General features: G+C 70.4%; 19 protein-coding genes. 12 read left to right on the forward strand and 7 right to left on the reverse strand.

Annotation, left to right across the window (positions count from 1 at the left end):
- Positions 1 to 82: 82 nt before the first annotated feature.
- The 4 genes from AAHM41_RS30580 to AAHM41_RS30595 form a co-directional block, all read right to left on the reverse strand.
- Positions 83 to 1198, reverse strand: coding sequence for an alcohol dehydrogenase family protein (locus AAHM41_RS30580; protein ID WP_342240409.1), 1116 nt, complete (start codon positions 1196 to 1198; stop codon positions 83 to 85).
- Entirely contained in the window at positions 1195 to 2574 is a 1380-nt protein-coding gene (locus AAHM41_RS30585; protein ID WP_342240410.1) for an aspartate aminotransferase family protein, read from the reverse strand. The genes AAHM41_RS30580 and AAHM41_RS30585 overlap by 4 nt, the downstream gene beginning before the upstream one ends.
- A gap of 163 nt (positions 2575 to 2737) precedes the next feature.
- Positions 2738 to 4231, reverse strand: a complete 1494-nt coding sequence (locus AAHM41_RS30590) for an NAD-dependent succinate-semialdehyde dehydrogenase (RefSeq protein WP_342240411.1) — start codon at positions 4229 to 4231, stop codon at positions 2738 to 2740.
- 128 nt (positions 4232 to 4359) lie between these two features.
- Positions 4360 to 4854 carry an Lrp/AsnC family transcriptional regulator gene (locus AAHM41_RS30595; protein WP_342240412.1) on the reverse strand — a complete coding sequence of 165 codons (495 nt, stop codon included), beginning with the start codon at positions 4852 to 4854 and terminating at the stop codon, positions 4360 to 4362.
- A gap of 66 nt (positions 4855 to 4920) precedes the next feature.
- On the opposite strand from AAHM41_RS30595, the gene ehuR reads away from it, so the two are divergent.
- From ehuR to doeB, 10 genes are all read left to right on the forward strand, one after another.
- Positions 4921 to 6315 (forward strand): MocR-like ectoine utilization transcription factor EhuR, encoded by a 1395-nt coding sequence (gene ehuR, locus AAHM41_RS30600; RefSeq protein ID WP_342240413.1) that lies wholly within the window; start codon positions 4921 to 4923, stop codon positions 6313 to 6315.
- A 136-nt stretch (positions 6316 to 6451) separates the two neighbouring features.
- Positions 6452 to 7249, forward strand: a complete 798-nt coding sequence (gene ehuA, locus AAHM41_RS30605) for an ectoine/hydroxyectoine ABC transporter ATP-binding protein EhuA (protein ID WP_342240414.1) — start codon at positions 6452 to 6454, stop codon at positions 7247 to 7249.
- A gap of 46 nt (positions 7250 to 7295) precedes the next feature.
- Positions 7296 to 8138: an ectoine/hydroxyectoine ABC transporter substrate-binding protein EhuB gene (ehuB, locus tag AAHM41_RS30610; RefSeq protein ID WP_342240415.1), complete on the forward strand. Its 843-nt coding sequence runs from the start codon at positions 7296 to 7298 to the stop codon at positions 8136 to 8138.
- Positions 8139 to 8274: 136 nt separating this feature from the next.
- The gene (gene ehuC / locus AAHM41_RS30615) at positions 8275 to 8934 is read left to right on the forward strand and encodes an ectoine/hydroxyectoine ABC transporter permease subunit EhuC (protein WP_342240416.1); all 660 of its coding nucleotides are present in this window, start codon (positions 8275 to 8277) and stop codon (positions 8932 to 8934) included.
- Between the two features lie 3 nt (positions 8935 to 8937).
- Positions 8938 to 9594 (forward strand): ectoine/hydroxyectoine ABC transporter permease subunit EhuD, encoded by a 657-nt coding sequence (gene ehuD / locus AAHM41_RS30620; protein ID WP_342240417.1) that lies wholly within the window; start codon positions 8938 to 8940, stop codon positions 9592 to 9594.
- A gap of 13 nt (positions 9595 to 9607) precedes the next feature.
- Positions 9608 to 10378, forward strand: coding sequence for an ectoine utilization protein EutA (gene eutA / locus AAHM41_RS30625; RefSeq protein WP_342240418.1), 771 nt, complete (start codon positions 9608 to 9610; stop codon positions 10376 to 10378).
- Between the two features lie 217 nt (positions 10379 to 10595).
- Positions 10596 to 11588: a hydroxyectoine utilization dehydratase EutB gene (gene eutB / locus AAHM41_RS30630; protein ID WP_342240419.1), complete on the forward strand. Its 993-nt coding sequence runs from the start codon at positions 10596 to 10598 to the stop codon at positions 11586 to 11588.
- Positions 11585 to 12568, forward strand: a complete 984-nt coding sequence (gene eutC / locus AAHM41_RS30635) for an ectoine utilization protein EutC (RefSeq protein ID WP_342240420.1) — start codon at positions 11585 to 11587, stop codon at positions 12566 to 12568. Before eutB ends, eutC begins: the two co-directional genes overlap by 4 nt.
- A gap of 10 nt (positions 12569 to 12578) precedes the next feature.
- A complete protein-coding gene (gene doeA, locus AAHM41_RS30640) occupies positions 12579 to 13757 on the forward strand; it encodes an ectoine hydrolase DoeA (protein ID WP_342240421.1) in 1179 nt (392 codons plus the stop codon).
- The gene (doeB, locus tag AAHM41_RS30645) at positions 13754 to 14761 is read left to right on the forward strand and encodes a N(2)-acetyl-L-2,4-diaminobutanoate deacetylase DoeB (protein ID WP_342240422.1); all 1008 of its coding nucleotides are present in this window, start codon (positions 13754 to 13756) and stop codon (positions 14759 to 14761) included. Before doeA ends, doeB begins: the two co-directional genes overlap by 4 nt.
- 29 nt (positions 14762 to 14790) lie before the next feature.
- On the opposite strand, the gene AAHM41_RS30650 is transcribed toward doeB, so the two are convergent.
- The gene (locus AAHM41_RS30650) at positions 14791 to 15468 is read right to left on the reverse strand and encodes a protein-L-isoaspartate(D-aspartate) O-methyltransferase (RefSeq protein ID WP_342240423.1); all 678 of its coding nucleotides are present in this window, start codon (positions 15466 to 15468) and stop codon (positions 14791 to 14793) included.
- A 193-nt stretch (positions 15469 to 15661) separates the two neighbouring features.
- Between AAHM41_RS30650 and AAHM41_RS30655 the strand changes: the two genes are divergently transcribed.
- The gene (locus AAHM41_RS30655) at positions 15662 to 16243 is read left to right on the forward strand and encodes an alpha-ketoglutarate-dependent dioxygenase AlkB (protein WP_342240424.1); all 582 of its coding nucleotides are present in this window, start codon (positions 15662 to 15664) and stop codon (positions 16241 to 16243) included.
- Between the two features lie 54 nt (positions 16244 to 16297).
- The gene (locus tag AAHM41_RS30660; protein WP_342240425.1) at positions 16298 to 16918 is read left to right on the forward strand and encodes a LysE family translocator; all 621 of its coding nucleotides are present in this window, start codon (positions 16298 to 16300) and stop codon (positions 16916 to 16918) included.
- On the opposite strand, the gene AAHM41_RS30665 is transcribed toward AAHM41_RS30660, so the two are convergent.
- Both AAHM41_RS30665 and AAHM41_RS30670 read right to left on the reverse strand, forming a co-directional pair.
- Positions 16915 to 17787 carry an ABC transporter permease gene (locus AAHM41_RS30665; protein WP_342240426.1) on the reverse strand — a complete coding sequence of 291 codons (873 nt, stop codon included), beginning with the start codon at positions 17785 to 17787 and terminating at the stop codon, positions 16915 to 16917. The two genes, AAHM41_RS30660 and AAHM41_RS30665, sit on opposite strands and share 4 nt — an antisense overlap.
- Before the next feature lie 4 nt (positions 17788 to 17791).
- Positions 17792 to 18712 carry an ABC transporter permease gene (locus AAHM41_RS30670; RefSeq protein WP_342240427.1) on the reverse strand — a complete coding sequence of 307 codons (921 nt, stop codon included), beginning with the start codon at positions 18710 to 18712 and terminating at the stop codon, positions 17792 to 17794.
- Between the last annotated feature and the right edge of the window lie 166 nt (positions 18713 to 18878).

An 18878-nucleotide genomic window follows, 5' to 3' on the forward strand; every position in this document is an offset into this window, starting at 1 on the left:
CCCCCCCACACCCCTCCCCCCTGCCCCCTCCCGCAAGGGGAGGGGGGACTTGTCTGGTTTTGGCCGGCGTTTGAGAGCGGCCTTAACGATCACCCGCCCACTTGGAGTCAGGCACCACCACCAGCTTGCCGACGAAGCCCTTGGCCATGAAGTCGGCCTGGGCGCGGTGGAAGTCGGACAGGCGGTAGACCCCGCCGACCAGCGGCTTCAGCTTGCCCTCCTCGATGTAGCGCACCAGCCGCCGGAAGGCGCCGCGGGTGCCCTGGGACGAGCCGTGCAGCTCCAGGTGCTTCAGATACATCGTCCGGAGGTCCAGCTGCACCACCGGCCCGGCGATGGCGCCGGCGGTGGTGTAGCGCCCCTCCGGCCGCAGGATGCGCAGCAGGTCGTTGAACATCGCCCCGCCGACCAGATCGGCGACGACGTCGATCGGCCGCCCCTTGGTCGCGCGTTCGACCGCCGAGACCAGGTCGCCGGCATCGCGGGTGACCACCGCCTCGGCGCCGATCGCCAGCACCGCCTCCTCCTTGCCGCGGCCGACCACGGCATAGGGGATGGCGCCGCGGGCGCGGCACAGCTGGACGATGCCGGAGCCGACGCCGCCTGAGGCGCCTGTGACCAGCACGCGCTCGCCCGCCGCCACCCGGGAGCGATCCAGCATGTGCTCGCCGGTCAGGTAGGCGCAGCAGAAGGTGGCCAGCTCGACATCGCTCATCGGCGTGTCGACGCGATGGGCGTGGTCGGCCGGCAGCGCCATGTACTCGGCATAGCCGCCGTCGCGGCCATGGCCCATGTAGTCGATGTCGGCCAGGCTGTCGTCGTCGCGGTTGTAGAGGCTGAAATCGACCATCACCCGTTCGCCGATCCGCGCTTCCGGCACGCTCGCGCCGACCGCGACGATGCGGCCGACCGTGTCGGTGCCCTGGATGCGCGGAAAGGTCAGGGTCGACCGGTCGCCGCGGCCGCGCCAGCTCGACACCGCCTCCGGATCCGCCTCGGTGCCGTAGGCGCCTTCGCGGACCCAGACATCGGTGTTGTTCATGCCGCAGGCGGCGACCTCGATCAGCACCTCGCCCGCGGCCGGCTTCGGCACCGGCACGTCGTCGCGATGGACCAGCTTGTCGGGCCCGCCATGGCCGGTCAGGACCACGGCGCGCATGGTGGCGGGGATGGTTTCGGCAATCATGACGTCGCTCACAGCTCCCTCGCCACCGACTCGACCGCGCCGGCCACGGCCTTGACCACGATGTCGGCCTCGTCGCGGGCCAGGCACAGCGGCGGGGCGAAGCCCAGGATGTCGCCCTGCGGCAGCGCTCGGGTGATCACGCCGCGGGCCAGCGTCGCCGCATAGATCCGCGGGCCGACCTTCAGCGCCGGGTCGAAATACACCCGGTCGTCCTTGTCGGCCACGAACTCGACCGCTGCCGCAAGGCCCTCGCCGCGCACCTCGCCGACGATGCGGTGGCCGGCCAGGGCGTCGGTCAGCGCCTGCTTGAAATAGGCGCCGGTCAGCTTCGCGTTCTCGACCAGCCCCAGGCTGTCGACCAGCTCCAGATTGGCGATCGCCGCGGCGGTGCACAGCGGGTGCGAGGAATAGGTCCAGCCATGGCCGATGGCGCCGAGCGCGTCGGACCCCTCCTCCAGGATCTTCCACACCTTCTCCGACACGATCACGCCGGACAGCGGCGCATAGGCCGAGGTCAGGCCCTTGGCGATGGTGATCAGGTCCGGCCGGATGCCGTAGTGGTCCGATCCGAACATCGACCCCAGCCGGCCGAAGCCGGTGATCACCTCGTCGGCGATCAGCAGCACGTCGTATTTGGTGAGGACCGCCTGGATCTTCTCCCAATAGCCGGCCGGCGGTGGCACCAGCCCGCCGGTGCCCAGGATCGGCTCGCCGATGAAGGCGGCCACCGTCTCCGGCCCCTCGGCCAGGATCAGCTCCTCCAGCCGGTCGGCGCAGGCTTGGGCGAACTGCTCCTCGCTCAGCGACCGGTCCTCGCGGCGGTAATAGTAGGGCGCGTCGGTGTGCAGCACCTGGGCCAGCGGCAGGTCGAAGGCCTTGTGGAACAGCTCGAGCCCGGTGAGGCTGCCGGTCATCAGGCCGGAGCCGTGATAGCCGCGCCAGCGCGAGATGATCTTCTTCTTCTCGGGCCGGCCCAGGACGTTGTTGATGTACCAGACCAGCTTGACGTTGGTCTCGTTGGCGTCGGAGCCGCCGAGGCCGAAGAACACCCGCGACATGCCGGCCGGCGCCCGGTCGATGATCATCTTGGCCAGGCGGATCGACGGCTCGCTGCCGTGCCCGACATAGGCGTGGTAATAGGCCAGCTCATGCGCCTGGGCGGCGATCGCGTCGGCGATCTCGCGCCGTCCGTAGCCGACATTGACGCAGTACAGGCCGGCGAAGGCGTCCAGGCTGCGCTTGCCGTCGCGGTCGGTGATGTAGACGCCCTCGCCGCCGGTGATGATCCGGTTCGGCGTCTCGCCGCGCGCATGGGCCGCCATATGGGTCGAGGGATGGAAGAAGTGGTCGCGATCCCAGGCGTCGAGTTCGTTGCCGCGAAGGGCCATCGGAGGTCTCCTTGTACGAAGGGGCAGCGTTTATGTCGTCGAGCCCACCAAAACCGTCATTACGAGGAGGCGAAGCCGACGAAGCAATCCAGGGGCCACGCCAAACGGCCCTGGATTGCTTCGCTGCGCTCGCAATGACGATCTTTTCATGGACTCGTCGGTATCAGGCCGCGTCGAGGCAGAGGTATTTGAGCTCGGTGAAGGCCTCGATGCCGTGGCGCGAGCCTTCGCGGCCGAGGCCGGACTGCTTGGCGCCGCCGAACGGGATCGGGGCGCCGGTGATCTTCACCCGGTTGACCGCGACCATGCCGTAGTCCAGGGCGCGGCCCAGCCGCAGCATGCGGGCGCCGTCGCGGGTGACGACATAGGCCACCAGCCCGTATTCGGTGTCGTTGGCGCGGGCGATCACCTCGTCCTCGGCATCGAAGGCGGTGACGGCGGCGACCGGGGCGAAGGTCTCCTCGCGCATGATCGCGGCATCGTCCGGCACGTCGGCCAGCACGGTCGGGGCGAAGAACAGCGGCCCGGCGGCGTGGACGTCGCCGCCGGCCAGGCAGCGGGCGCCGCGGGCCACGGCGTCCTGGACATGCTCCGCCGCCTTGGCCACGGCGCGGCTATGCATCAGCGGCCCGATCTCGGTCCCGGCGTCGAGGCCGTTTCCGACTTTGAGCGCCGCCACCCGCCTGGCAAAGGCGTTGCAGAAGGCGGCATAGACCGGCCGCTCGACATAGATCCGGTTGGCGGCCAGGCAGTCCTGGCCCGAGGTGGCGAATTTGGCGTCGATCGCGATCGACACGGCGCGGTCGAGATCGGCATCGGCGAAGACGATCAGGGGCGCGTGGCCGCCCAGCTCCAACTGCAGCCGCTTGATCGTCGGGGCGCAGCGCTCGGCGATCAGCCGGCCGATCCCGGTCGACCCGGTGAAGCTGACCGCCCGCACCCGCTTGTCGGCGCAGATCCGGCCGACGATCGGCTCCGGGTCGCCCGTGACGATGTTCAGCACCCCGGCCGGGATGCCGGCACGCTCCGCCAGCTCGGCCAGGGCCAGGGCCGACAGCGGGGTCTGCGACGACGGGTGCGCCACCACGGTGCAGCCGGCGGCCAGGGCGGCCGCGGCCTTGCGGGTCAGCATGGCGCAGGGGAAGTTCCAGGGCGTGGCGACGCCGACGACGCCCAGCGGTTCGCGCCGCACCATCATCTCGGCGCCGGGCAGGTGGCTGGTGACGGATTCGACGTTGAGGCGCTTGGCCTCCTCGGCGAACCATTCGACGAAGCCGGCGCCGTAATCGATCTCGCCGCGCGATTCCGCCAGCGGCTTGCCCTGCTCCAGCGTCATCAGCAGGGCCAGGTCCTCCTTGGCCGCCAGGATCCGGTCGAACCAGTTGCGCAGCTTCGCCGCCCGCTCCTGCGGCAGCAGCGCCCGCCAGGCCGGGAAGGCGGCCTCGGCGGCGGCGATGGCGCGGTCGGCCTCGGCCGCGCCCAGCCGCGCCACCCGGGCGACGGTGACGCCGGTGGCGGGGTCGGCGACCTCGAACACCGCGCCATTGGCGGCGGCGGTCCAGCGGCCGTCAACATAGGCCAGCTCGCGCAGCAGCCGGCGATCGGTCAGGCGGCCCAGCGCGTCGTGCTGGCTGGGCCGGGTGGCGAGGGCGGTCATTGGCTGAGCCTCCGTCAAGGGCGAGGCCGCCAGGGTAGGGGCAGGGCAGGGGAGAAGGAGGCTGTTTGCGGGGATGCGGGGAGACCAAGTCTCTCCGGGCGAAGGGGCGCCGAGAGAGTCTCTCTCGCCTATGTCCCGTCAGCCCCCGCCAGTACCTCCACCGGCACCGTCACGTCGTCCTTCACTGTGCGGGTGACGATGTAGGTGAAGTAGCGGTCGATGCCGATCTCCTCCTGCAGCAAACGGTCGATCAGCCGCTGATAGCCGTCGATGTCGCGCGCCACCACCTTCAGCAGATAGTCGATGCCGCCGCCCAGCGACCAGCAGGCCACCACCTCAGGCACCGCTTTCACCGCCCGCTCGAACCGGTCGAAATCGGCCTGGCGGTGGGCGCCCAGCGTGATCTCGACGAACACCATGGCGAAGGGCGCGATCCGGCGCAGCGCCAGCCGGGCATGGTAGCCGGAGATCACGCCCTCGCGCTGCAACCGGTGCAGCCGGGTCCAGCACGGCGTCGGCGACAGCCCGACCTTCTCGGCCAGGGCTAGCTTGGTGATGCGCCCGTCGCGCTGGATCTCGGCCAGGATGCGCAGGTCGATCGGGTCGAGCTTGACGGAGGACATGGCCGAAACCATGCCGGTGTGCAAATCGGGTTGTCAATTGAACTGATCTTGGATCACAGTCTAATCATGACAATGTGGCAGCCCGACGCCGCCGCCCTGCGGCGGCCCGCCTATCTCTCCCTGGCCGACCAGATCGCGCGGGCGATCTCGGACGGGCGGCTGCAGCCGGGGGAGCGGCTGGCGACCCACCGGCACATGGCCGAGACGCTGGACCTGTCGGTGCAGACCGTCAGCCGCGCCTATGAGGAGCTGATCCGCCGCGGCCTGATCTCCGGCGAGACCGGGCGCGGCACCTTCATCCGCCCGCCGCAGCGCGAGCCCGTCCCGCCGTACATTCCCGAGCGGCTGAGCGAGGTCATCGACCTGTCGATCCTGAAGCCGGTGGTGTGCGAGACCCGCCACATCGACGCGATGAAGGCGGCGCTGCACGCCCTGGCGGACGACCTGCCGCATTCCGCCGTGCTGTCCTTCCGCCCGAACACCCTGTTCGCCCGCCACCGCCGGGTGGCGCAGGCCTGGCTGCGCGAGCATTGCGGGGTCGAGGCCACGCCCGCCACCATCCACCTGACCAACGGCGCCACCTCAGGCATGACCATCGCCTTGATGGCCGCGGCCCCGCCCGGGTCGACCGTGGTGACCGAGGCGGTCGGCCACCACACGCTGGTGCCGTTGGCCGCCTATCTCGGCCTGCGGCTGCGCGGCGTGGCGATCGACGCCGAGGGCGTGATCCCGGAGGCGCTGGACGAGGCCTGCAGCGAGGGCGATGTCCGCGCCCTGTTCGTGATGCCGAACCCGATCAACGCCACCGCCAGCCTGATGGGCGAGGCGCGGCGGGCCGAGATCGTCGAGGTCGCGCGCCGCCACGGGCTGCAGATCATCGAGAACGACGTGCTGGCGCCGCTCTTGAGCGAGCGGCTGCCGCCGCTGGCCGCCCTGGCGCCGGAGCGCACGCTCTACGTCACCACCTTCACCAAATGCGTGATGCCGGGGCTGCGCGCCGGCTATCTGGTGGTGCCGGACCGGCTGTGCCCGTCGGTTGCCAACCGCAGCCTGGTGACCAGCTGGATGGCCACTGGGCTGATCGCCGAGCTGGCCGCCCGCTGGGTCGAGAACGGCACGGCGGCGGAGCTGGTGCGCTGGCAGGTCGAGGCGATTCGCGGCCGCCAGGCGATCGCCGCCGAGCTCCTGGCCGGCATCCCGCACAAGGCCCATCCGGAGGGGCTGCATGTCTGGCTGCCGCTGGGCGAAGGGCGGTCGGAGGAGGAGTTCGTGTCGCATGCCCGGCTGCAGGGCGTGGCGATCGCGCCCGGCGCTTCTTTTGCCATCGAGGGCGGCATGGACCGGCAGCCGGCGGTGCGCATCTCGGTCGGCTCGACCACACCCGAGCAGCTGCGCGACGGGCTGAAGATCGTCGTCAACCTGCTGCAGGGCGAGCCGGAACCGGTGCTGCTGGCGATGTAGGAATCGGCAAGCCGCCGCCTAAGAAATCATCACGTCGGGTCAAATTGTACTGATTTGTTTTTCCATTTGACATGATTTTGTCTCCCTTCCATCGTTGGCGGCAACAGAGGCCCGTCGCCGCAACAGGGAGAGCGACTTGGCGAACTCCGCATCCGACCCGTGCATCAGCGTCGAGGGCGTGACCAAGCGCTTCGGGCCGCTGACCGTCCTCAACGACCTGAATTTCACCGTGAAGCCGGGCGAGAAGCTGGCTCTGATCGGGCCGTCCGGCTCGGGCAAGACCACCATCCTGCGCATCCTGATGACGCTGGAGGAGATCAACGGCGGCCTGATCCGCATCGAGGGCGAGCCGCTGTTCCACATGCAGCGGAACGGCGGGCTGGTGGCGGCCGATGAGCGCCACCTGCACAGGATGCGCGCCAAGATCGGCATGGTGTTCCAGCTGTTCAACCTGTTCCCGCACAAATGCGTGCTGGACAACGTGACCCTGGCGCCGATCCTGACCAACGGCGTCGACCGCAAGACCGCCGAGGCCCGGGCGATGGAACTGCTCGAGCTGGTCGGCATGGCGGAGAAGGCCAAGGCGATGCCGGCGCAGCTGTCCGGCGGCCAGAAGCAGCGCGTGGCGATCGCCCGCGCTTTGGCGCTGAAGCCGAAGATCATGCTGTTCGACGAGGTCACCTCGGCGCTCGACCCCGAGCTGGTCGAGGAGGTGCTGAACGTCATGCGCCGCCTGGCCGCCGAGACCGACATGACCATGCTGCTGGTCACCCACGAGATGAGCTTCGCCCACGACTTCGCCGACCGGGTCCTGTTCTTCGACCGCGGCCGGATCGTCGAGGAGGGGCCGCCGGACGAGATCTTCCGGCACCCGCGCGAGGAGCGGACCCAGACCTTCCTCAAGAAGATCATCGCCGCCGGCCAACGGATCTGATCCTCGCCGGGGCAGCACCGCAAACGAGAGAACAGGAGAGGCAGAAATGAACAAAGGATTTTGCGCGCGTCTGGTCCTGGCCGCCGCGTCGGCCGTGGCCCTGGCGCAGCCGGCCGCGGCCGACACGCTGGACAATCTGAAGGAGCAGGGCTTCGCCCGCATCGCCATCGCCAACGAGCCGCCCTTCACCGCGGTGGCAGCGGACGGCAAGGTCTCCGGCGCCGGGCCGGACGTGGCGCGCGAGGTGTTCAAGCGCATGGGCGTGGCCGACGTCGTCGCCTCGATCTCGGAATACGGCGCCATGATCCCCGGCCTGCAGGCGCGCCGCTTCGACGCGGTCACCGCCGGCCTGTTCATGAAGCCGGAGCGCTGCCGCGCCGTGGCCTATTCCCAGCCGATCCTGTGCGACGGCGAGGCCTTCGCGGTGAAGAAGGGCAACCCGTCGAACTTCCAGAGCTACGCCGACATCGCCGCCAATGCGGACGCCAAGATCGGCGCGCCGGGCGGCGGCACCGAGGAACGGCTGGCACTGGAGGCCGGGGTGCCGCGTGAGCGGGTGATCGTGGTGCCGGACGGGCAGAGCGGCATCAAGATGCTGCAGGACGGCCGCATCGACGTCTATTCGCTGCCGATCCTGTCGATCCAGGACCTGCTGAAGAAGGCCAGCGACCCGAACATCGAGATGGTCGGGCCGGTGAAGAACGCGCCGGTCTATTGCGACGGCGCCGCCTTCCGCAAGCAGGACACGGCGCTGCGCGACGCCTTCGACAAGGAGCTGGCGGCGCTGAAGCAGTCCGGCGAGTTCGCCAAGATCGTCGAGTCCTACGGCTTCTCGGCCAAGGCCGCGCTCGAGACCAACCGCGACGCGATGTGCGGCGGCCCGAACTGACCACCCTTGTCCGTCATTCCCGCGAAAGCGGGAACCTCTGTCCGATCGTTCGGTCGCGAGATCCCCGCTTTCGCGGGGATGACGGTCAGAAATGGAATGATATCCGCACGATGACTCCGCCACGACGAGCCGCCGCATGAACCAGTGGGAAGGCTATCTCGGGCTGATCCTGCAGGGCGCCTGGGTGACCATCGAGCTGACCGTGCTGGGCTGCGCCCTGGCGCTGGTGGTTGCCTTCCTGGCCGGGCTGGGACGGCTGTCGTCGAACTTTGCTGTCCGGGCGCTGGCCACGACCTATGTCGAGTTCTTCCGCGGCACCTCGATCTTCGTGCAGCTGTTCTGGGTCTATTTCGTGCTGCCGCTGGCCGGGTTCGAGATGAGCCCGCTGCAGGCCGGCGTGCTGGCCCTCGGCCTCAATGTCGGGGCCTATGGGGCGGAGGTGGTGCGCGGCGCCGTGCAGTCGATCGGGCGCGAGCAGCGCGAGGCCTGCGTCGCCCTCAACCTGACCCGGCGGCAGAGCCTGTGGCACGTCATCCTGCCCCAGGCCTTCGTGCTGATGCTGCCGACCTTCGGCAACAACGCCATCGAGCTGTTGAAGGCCACCGCCGTGGTGTCGCTGATCTCGCTGACCGACCTGACCTTCCAGGCCCAGATCGTGCGGGCCCAGACCGGCAGCACCGCCTTCCCCTTCCTCACCATCCTGGTGATCTATTTCGCGCTGGCGATGCTGATCTCGGTCGGGGTGCGGGCGCTGGAGCGCCGCCTGGCCCGCGGCCTCGACGGCGTGCGGAGCTGAGCCATGGATTGGGACTGGGCCTTCGTCGCCGAGATCCTCCCGACCCTGATCGAGGGCGTGAAGATCACCATCCTGGCCACCATCCTCGGCTACGCCCTGGCGGTGGTGCTGGGCCTCGGCCTCGCTTTGCTGCGCCGGACCCGCCGCCGCTGGCTGGCCCGCACCGTCGGCTTCCTGATCGAGTTCATCCGCGGCACGCCACTGCTCGTGCAGTTGTACTTCCTGTTCTACATCATGCCGGATCTCGGCCTGACGCTGTCGCCGCTGACCGCCGGGGTGATCGGCCTCGGCCTGCACTACGCCACCTACACCGCCGAGGTGTACCGCGCCGGCATCGACAACACCCCGCGCGGCCAGTGGGAGGCGGCGAAGGCCTGCAACCTGACGGCGGGGCAGAGCTGGCGCCATGTGATCCTGCCGCAGGCGATCCCGCCGATGATCCCGGCGCTGGCCAACTACTTCATCGCCATGTTCAAGGAGACGCCGCTGCTCTCCGCCATCACGGTCCTGGAGCTGATGAACCAGGCCCGCAGCGTCGCCAACTTCAACTACCGCTACCTGGAGCCGATGACGCTCGTCGGCGCCTTCTTCCTCGTCATCAGCCTGATCGCCGTGGTCGGCCTCCGCTTCCTGGAGCGCCGCTTCCGGCCGCTGCGCTGAGCCGGAGCCGACCATGCCCGAGATCGAACGGTCCACCCTGCCGCTCGGCTTCGACGACCGTCCGCTGCCGAAGCGGGTCGGCCTCGTCATCCTGGCGACCGACCACACCACCGAGCCGGATTTCCGCCGGATGGTGGCGAGCGACCGGATCGGCGTCTATGTCGCCCGCATCGCCTATGCCAACCCGACCACGCCGGAGAACCTCCGCCGGATGCAGCCGCGCCTCAGCGAGGGCGCCGGGCTGATCCTGCCGGAGGAGACGCTGGACCTGGTCTGCTACTCCTGCACCTCGGCCTCGGTGGTGATGGGCGACGATTCGGTCGAGGAGGCGATCCGCGAGGCCAAGCCGGGCATCACCGTGGTGACGCCGCCGCTGGCCGCGCGCCGGGGGCTGGAGGCGCTGGGCGCCCGCCGGATCGCGGTGCTGACCCCCTACACGGTCGAGACCAGCCGGCCGATGGCCGACTACTTCGCCGGCCATGGCTACGACATCGCCCGCTTCACTTGCCTCGGCCTCGACGACGACCGGCAAATGGCGCGGATCAGCCCGGACTCGATCGTGGCGGCGGCCGAGGCGGCAATGGCGCCGGACGCGGAGGCGCTGTTCATCTCCTGCACCGCCCTGCGCGCCGCCGGGGTGGTGGCGGAGATCGAGCGCCGGATCGGCAAGCCGGTGGTGACCAGCAACCTCGCCACCGCCTGGATGGCGCTGCGCCTGTGCGGCGACGACCGCCCCCGGCCGGATCTCGGTCGGCTGATGGGGTTGGCGGGGGCAGGGCGATGATGACCAGTGCATCCTATCTGGGTCCCCCCTCCCCCTGCGGGAGGGGGGTAGGGGGAGGGGGGGCCCTCCGCCGGAACCAGCCACGGCCCGTCGGAACGCCAAGGTCTATACCCATCGCACTCGCGCGCGGACGCGCGCAGACCCCTTCCCCAGCCCCCCTCCCGCAAGGGGAGGGGGGACAAAAAAGGGAGTGCCTGCGCTTTAAAGGCCCAGGCCGATGACCCACGCCGTCACTCTCGACACCATCCGCGGAGCCGCCCACCGTATCGCCGGGGAGGTGGTGCGGACGCCGCTGGTCCGCTCTGCCTCGCTGTCCGAGCGCGCCGGGGCGCCGGTGTTCCTCAAGCTGGAGACCCGGCAGACCACCGGCAGCTTCAAGCTGCGCGGCGCCACCAACGCCGTGCTGTCGCTGCCGCCCGAGGCGCGGAAGACCGGCATCGCCGCGGCCTCGACCGGCAATCACGGCCGCGGCCTGGCCCATGCCGCCGCCCGCCAGGGCCTGCGCTGCGTCGTCTGCATGTCCGCCCTGGTGCCGGAGAACAAGGTCGCCGCGATCCGCGCGCTCGGGGCCGAGATCCGCATCGTCGGCCGGTCCCAGGACGACGCTCAAGGTGAGGTCGACCGGCTGGTGGCGGAGGAGGGCTTCACCGCCATCCCACCCTTCGACCATCCCGACGTGATCGCCGGCCAGGGCACGATCGGTCTCGAGATCGTCGCCGACCTGCCCGAGGTGGCGCAGGTGGTGGTGCCGCTGTCCGGCGGCGGCCTGTTCGGTGGCATCGCCGCCGCGGTCAAGGCGCTGCGGCCGCAGGCCCGGATGGTCGGCGTGTCGATGGCGCGCGGCCCGGCGATGCGCGACAGCCTCGCCGCCGGCCGCCCGGTCGCGGTCGAGGAGCTGCCGACCCTGGCGGATTCGCTCGGCGGCGGCATCGGCCTGGACAACCGCCACAGCTTCGCTTTGGCCCGCGACCTGCTGGACGAGGCCGTGCTGCTGACCGAGGCCGAGATCGCCGCTGCGATCGACCACGCCTATGCGGCGGAGCAGGAGATCGTCGAGGGCGGCGGCGCGGTCGGCATCGGCGCCCTCTTGGCCGGCAAGCTCGCCGTATCCGGCCCGACCGTCCTGGTGCTGTCCGGCCGCAACATCGACATGGCGCTGCACCGCAAGATCGTCAGCGGCGCCTGGGAGGAGACACCGTGCCCCGCATGACCATCGTGACGGAGGCGGAGCTGCGCCGCGCCGTCCCGCTCGACCGCGACGCCGTCGCCTGCGTCGAGCAGGCGTTCCTGGCGCTGGCCACCAAGGCCGTGGCGATGCCGCCGATCCTGCGCCTCGACATTCCGGAGCATCGCGGCGAGGTCGACGTCAAGACCGCCTATGTGCCCGGCCTGGACGGCTTCGCCATCAAGATCAGCCCGGGCTTCTTCGACAACCCGAAGCTGGGCCTGCCCAGCACCAACGGGCTGATGGTGCTGTTCAGCGCCAGGACCGGGCTGGTCGACGCCGTGTTCCTGGACAATGGCTACCTGACCGATGTCCGCACCGCGGCCGCCGGGGCGGTGGCGGCCCAGCACCTGTCGCGCCCGGAGTCGCGGGTGGCGGCGATCTTCGGCGCCGGGGTGCAGGCGCGGCTGCAGCTCAAGGCCCTGACCCTGGTGCGGCCGATCGCCGAGGCCCGGATCTGGGCTCGCGATCCCGACCGGGCGCAGGCCCTGGCGGCCAGGCTGTCGGACGAGCTGGGTCTCGCCGTCCACGCCGAGGCGGCGCCGCAGGCCGCGGTCGACGGCGCCGACATCATCGTCACCACCACCCCGGCGGCCGAGCCGATCCTGCGGGCGGAGTGGCTGGCGCCCGGCCAGCACGTCACCGCCATGGGATCGGACGCCGAGCACAAGAACGAGCTGGACCCGGCGATCCTCGCTAAGGCGGATCTCTACGTCGCCGACAGCCTGGCCCAGACGCGCCGGCTGGGCGAGCTGCACCATGCCATCGCCGCCGGCACCGTGGCCGCCGACGCCGTCTTCCCCGAGCTCGGCGCCGTCATCGCCGGCACCGCGCCCGGCCGTCCCTCCGCCGCCGCCATCACCGTCGCGGACCTGACCGGCACCGGCGTCCAGGACACCGCCATCGCCACCCTGGCCCGCGGCCGCGTCGCCGCCGCCGGGGTCGGCACATCCTTCGAAAGCTGAGAGGCACAGCATGTCCGTAGAGCTCAACTTCAGCCGCGAGGAATATGCCGCGCGGCTCGCCAAGACCCGTGCCGCCATGGCCCGCCGGGGCATCGACCTGCTGTGGGTCAGCGACCCGTCGAACATGGCTTGGCTGACCGGTTATGACGGCTGGTCCTTCTATGTCCATCAGGGCGTGCTGGTGCCGCCGGAGGGTGAGCCGATCTGGTACGGCCGCGGCCAGGACGCCAACGGCGCCAAGCGCACCGCCTACCTGGCCCATGACAACATCATCGGCTATCCGGACCATTACGTGCAGTCGACCGAGCGGCACCCGATGGACCGGCTGGCCGACATCATCGACTCGCGCGGCTGGGGCCGGCTGTCGATCGGCGTCGAGATGGACAATTACTGGTTCTCGGCCGCCGCCTTCGCCTCGCTGCAGCGCCATCTGCCGAATGCCCGCTTCGCCGACGCCACCGCGCTGGTGAACTGGCAGCGCGCGGTGAAGAGCCCGCAGGAGCTGGACTACATGCGCAAGGCCGCGCGCATCGTCGAGGCGATGCATAGGCGGATCGTCGAGACCGTCGAGCCCGGCCTGCGCAAGAACGACCTGGTGGCCGAGATCTACGACGCCGGCATCCGCGGCGTGGAAGGGTTCGGCGGCGACTATCCGGCGATCGTGCCGCTGCTGCCCTCGGGCGCGGACGCCTCGGCGCCGCACCTGACCTGGGACGACAAGCCGATGCGGTCGGGCGAGGGCACCTTCTTCGAGATCGCCGGCTGCTACAAGCGCTACCACTGCCCGCTGTCGCGCACGGTGTTCCTGGGCAAGCCGACCCAGGCCTTCCTCGACGCCGAGAAGGCGGTGCTGGAGGGGATGGAGGCGGGCTTAAGCGCCGCGCGGCCCGGCAACACCTGCGAGGACATCGCCAACGCCTTCTTCGCGGTCTTGAAGACGTACGGCATCGTCAAGGACAACCGCACCGGCTACCCGATCGGCCTCAGCTACCCGCCCGACTGGGGCGAGCGCACCATGAGCCTGCGCCCCGGCGACCGCACCGTGCTGGAGCCCGGCATGACCTTCCACTTCATGACCGGGCTGTGGCTGGAGGAGATGGGGCTGGAGATCACCGAGAGCATCGCCATCACCGACACCGGCGTAGAGATCCTGGCCGACGTGCCGCGCCAGCTCTTCGTCAAGCCATGACGGTTGCCGAGCTTCCGCCCTCGCCGATCGTCCCCTCGGTCGATTTCGACCGCGACGGGGTGCAGCACGGCACGCTGCGCCTGCCCTACAGCCGGGACGATTCCGCCTGGGGCTCGGTGATGATCCCGGTCGCCGTGATCCGGAACGGGGAGGGGCCGACCGCGCTCCTCACCGGCGCCAATCACGGCGACGAATATGAGGGGCCGATCGCCCTGTTCGATCTGGCGCGGACGCTGGACCCGGCTCAGATTCGTGGCCGGGTGATCATCGTCCCGGCGATGAACTATCCGGCCTTCCGGGCCGGCACCCGCACTTCGCCGATCGACAAGGGCAACCTGAATCGCAGCTTCCCGGGCCGGCCGGACGGCACGCCGACGCAGAAGATCGCCGACTATTTCCAGCGCCACCTGCTGCCGCTGGCCGACATCGTGCTCGACTTCCACTCCGGCGGCCGGACGCTCGACTTCGTGCCCTTCGCCGCCGCCCACATCCTGCCCGACAAGGAGCAGGAGGCGCGGTGCTTCGCGGCGGTCGAGGCGTTCTCTGCCCCCTGGTCGATGCGGATGCTGGAGATCGATGCCGTCGGCATGTACGACACCGCGGCCGAGGCGGCGGGCAAGGTCTTTGTCACCACCGAGCTCGGCGGCGGCGGCAGCGCCACGGCGCGCACGGCGGGGATCGCCAGGCGCGGCGTGCGCAACCTGCTGCGCCACGCCGGCATCCTGCAGGGCGAGGTCGAGCGCGCGCCCAGCCGCTGGCTCGACATGCCGTCCGCCGACTGCTTCCGCTTCGCCGAGCAGGATGGCATGGCCGAGACCTGCGTCGACCTCGGCGACCCGGTGCGCAAGGGCGACGTGATCGCCCGCATCCACCCGGTCGACCGCACCGGCCAGGCGCCGGCGGAGTACCGGGCGGCGCTGGACGGCATCCTGGCGGCGCGGCATTTCCCGGGGCTGGTCAAGGCCGGCGACTGCCTGGCGGTGATCGGCACGGTGGAGGGGTAGAGGGGCGACGGGCTGGCGCCTCGCCGCGATCACAACACTGTCTCGAGCCGGCTGAAGCGGACCGGGAGGAACTCCCGGGCGTAGAGCGTCCCCGCCGCGTCCTTGTCGATGACCGTGAGGATCTGGGCGTCGGCGGGGCCTAGCGGCATGACCAGGCGGCCGCCCGGCCGCAGTTGGTCCAGGAGCGCCGACGGTGGGTTGTCGGCGGCGGCCGTCACCATGATCCTGTCGTAGGGCGCATGCTCGGCCCAGCCGCGGGAGCCGTCGCCGATGCGGATGCCGATGTTGGACGCGCCGAGCCGGCGCAGGCGCAGCCCGGCCTCGCCGGCCAGCTCCTCGACGATCTCGACGCTCCAGACCCGGGCCGCGAGCTCCGCCAGCACCGCGGCCTGGTAGCCGAGGCCGGTGCCGACCTCCAGCACCACCTCGTCCGGTTCGGGGGCCAGCAGGTCGGTCATCAACGCGCAGATGAAGGGCTGCGAGATCGTCTTGTCGAAGCCGATCGGCAGCGGCCCGTCGTGATAGGCGACGGCCGCGAGCTCCAGCGGGACGAAGAGGTGCCGCGGCACGCGTCCCATCGCCGCCAGCACCCGCCCGTCGAGCTTGGCGCGGCCGAGTTCGTCGCTCATCAGATCCGCATGGATCGCGATCACCTCGACCATGTGCCGGCGCAGGATCGCGAAGTGCTGCTCGTCCATCGGCTTCATGGTCGGCGGGCCTTGTGCCGGTCCAACGTGCCTTCGGAGTATCCCGCCGAGCGGGTGCGAAGGTCCATAAGCATGCACGGCCTCGCCTGATGTGGTGGCGGCAAGCCGTCGCAGCGATCGCATATGACGCCTTTGTCGGGCCTGCCGGCAGATGCCATATCGATGGCCGGAGCAACGATGGAGTTCCGCCGCCGTGCAGCCCGACCTGTTCGGCCCGCCGCCGCTCGCCGGCCTGTCGACCGTCGAGGGCATCGTCACGCCGGAGGAGGAGCGGTGGCTGGCTGCGGCGGTCGATGCCGCGGAGCTGTCGCCGTTCCGCTACCAGGGCTGGGAAGGCCGGCGCCTGACCGCCACTTTCGGCTGGCGCTATGATTTCGAGGACGGCAGCTTCCGGCCGGCAGAGCCGATGCCGGACTGGCTGTTGCCGCTGCGGGAGAAGGCCGCCCGCTTCGCCGGGCTGGGGCCGTCCGATCTCGCCCAGGCGCTGCTGATCCGCTACGACCCCGGCGCCGGCATCGGCTGGCATAAGGACCGGCCGGTGTTCGAGCATGTTGTCGGCGTGTCGCTCGGCGCTGCGGCGACCATGCGCTTCCGCCGCCGCCGGCCGGAGGGCGGCTTCGACCGCCGGTCCGTGCCGCTGGCGCCGCGCTCGGCCTACCACCTCTCCGGCGAGGCCCGGCACGGCTGGGAGCACAGCCTCCCGGAGATGGATGCGACCCGCTGGTCGGTCACTTTCCGCAGCCTGTCTGGACGCAGCCTGTCTGGCCGGCGCTGATGGACCGCACCGGCGTGCAAGACCGGCGCAGTGCCGGCCGGTACCGTCCTTGGCATGGACACATCTCTCTCCGATCCGGGCCTCTGGCGCCCGCTGGCCGCGCTGCTCCTGGCGTCGTCGGTCGTCATGGGCAGCCCGGGCCCGTCGACGATCAGCGTCACCGCGGTCGGCGCCTCCTTCGGCATCCGCCGCTCGCTGCCCTATGCCGCCGGGCTGATCGCCGGGACGGTCGCGGTGCTGCTGGCGGTGGCGGCCGGGGTGGTGGCGCTGGTGACGTCGATCCCGCATGGCGCCGTCGCGCTGGGCATCCTGTCGGCCGCCTACATCCTCTATCTGGCGTTCAAGATCGCAACGGCCCCGCCGCTCGGCGGCCGGGGCGGGCCGGCGGCCGCGCCCGGCTTTCTCGGCGGGTTCGGGCTCGCCATCGCCAACCCCAAGGCCTATGTCGCGATTGCTGCGGTGTTTGCCGGCACCACGGTCGTCGCCGGGAACAGCGGCCTCGACGCTGCGGTGAAGACGGCGGTGCTCGGCGGCATGGTCGTGCTGATCCACTTCTGCTGGCTGCTGGCCGGCGTCTCGCTGTCCCGTTGGCTGCACGACCCGGTGATTGCGAGGATCATCAACCTGGTCATGGCCGCGGCGCTGGTCGTCGTGACGGTGGTCGCCTTCCTCTAGCGCCGGGGATCGAGCAGGTCGCGCAGCCCGTCGCCGAACAGGTTGAAGCCCAGCACCGAGAAGGTGATGGCCAGGCCCGGGAACAGCGACAGCCAGATGTTGACGCCCAGGAAGTTGCGGCCGTCGCTCATCATCGCGCCCCATTCCGGCGTCGGCGGCTGGGCGCCGAGGCCGAGGAAGGACAGGCTCGCCGCGGTCAGCACCACGGTGCCGGCGGTCAGCGTCGCCTGCACGATGATCGGCCCCAGCGCGTTGCGCAGGATGTGCTGGAACAGGATGCGCCACAGCCCGGCGCCCAGGGCCCGCGCGGCCTCGGTGTATTCCACCTGCTTCAGCGCCAGGGCCAGGTTGCGCGACAGCCGGCCATAGACCGGGATCGAGAAGATGGCGATGCCGATCATCAGGTTGACCAGGCTGGTGCCGAGGATGCTGACGATCAGGATCGACAGCACGATCCCCGGGAAGGCGAACAGGATGTCCATCACCCAGATGATCGCCTGGTCGACCCGGCCGCCGGAATAGCCGGCCAGGAGGCCGAGCGGAATGCCGACCACCAGCGCGATGCCGACGCCCAGCACGATCTCCAACAGCGACAGCCGGGCGCCGTAAACGATGCGGGAATACAGGTCGCGGCCGTACTGGTCGGTGCCGAAGAAATGCTCGGCCGACGGCGGGCGCAGGGCCATGGCCAGCGACTGCTGCGTCGGGTCGTGGGTGGCCAGCAGCGGCGCCAGCAGGCCGGCCAGCACCAGCAGCAGCACCATGGCACCGCCGATCGTCAGGCTGCGGTGCCGGCGCAGGATGCGGCCCAGGCGCTTGGCCCGCGATGGGGCGGCCGGAAGGTCGTCGCTGTCGGCGAGGCTGGTCATGGTCCTAGTCGAAGCGGATGCGGGGGTTGATCGCGGCGATCAGCAGGTCGGCCAGGAAGTTCACCACCACCACCGAGGTTACGGTCAGCAGGGTGACGCCCTGGATGATCGGATAGTCGCGATAGCGCACGGCGTCGACCAGCAGGCGGCCGATGCCGGGCCAGTTGAACACGGATTCCGTGACCACCGCACCGCCCAAGAGGCCGCCGAAGTTCAGCCCGACGATGGTGACGATCGGGATCAGCGCGTTGCGCAGCGCGTGCTTGCGATAGATCACCCGCGGCCCCAGGCCCTTGGCGCGGGCGGTGCGGATATAGTCCTGGCCGATCACCTCCAGCATGCTCGACCGGGTCATGCGCGCGATCAGCGCTGCGGGCAAGAGGCCGAGGGCGACGGCGGGCATGACGTAGTTCTGCCAGCCGCCGGCGCCGAGCAGCGGCAGCCAGCGCAGCTGCACCGCGAACAGGTTCATCATCATCAGCGCCAGCCAGAAATTGGCCACCGAGGCGCCGCCGATCGCGGCGATCATCACCGCCTGGTCGGGCCAGGCGTTGCGGTAGACCGCCGCCAGCATCCCCGCGGCCACCCCGATCAGGATAGCGGCGGCGTAGCTGACCACGGCCAGCGACAGGGTGTAGGGGAAGCGCTCGCCGACCTCGTCGATCACCGGCTTCTTCGACTTGATCGACTCGCCGAAATCGCCCTGCACGGCGCGGCTCAGGAACAGCCCGTATTGCAGCAGGAAGGGCTGGTCGAGGCCGAGCCGCGTGCGCATGCCGTCGACCGCGTCCTGGGTCGCCTGCGGCCCGGCCATGATCCGCGCCGGGTCGCCGGGCAGCATCCGCACCGCGCCGAAGATCAGGAACGACACGCCGAGCAGGATCAGCGGCAGCGCCACCAGCTTGCGGGTCAGATAGGCCTTCATGCGCTTGCCGACCCGCACAACAGACGAGTCCCCCCTCCCCTTGCGGGAGGGGGGTAGGGGGAGGGGGCTCTCGACACCAGCGCCAGCGTGGCTTGTTGGGAGGAAAAAGGAGCCGTGCGAGACCGAACCGGCGTCTGCTTGATTGGCGACAAGGCCCCCCCCCCCC

This window comes from Inquilinus sp. OTU3971 (assembly GCF_038440215.1).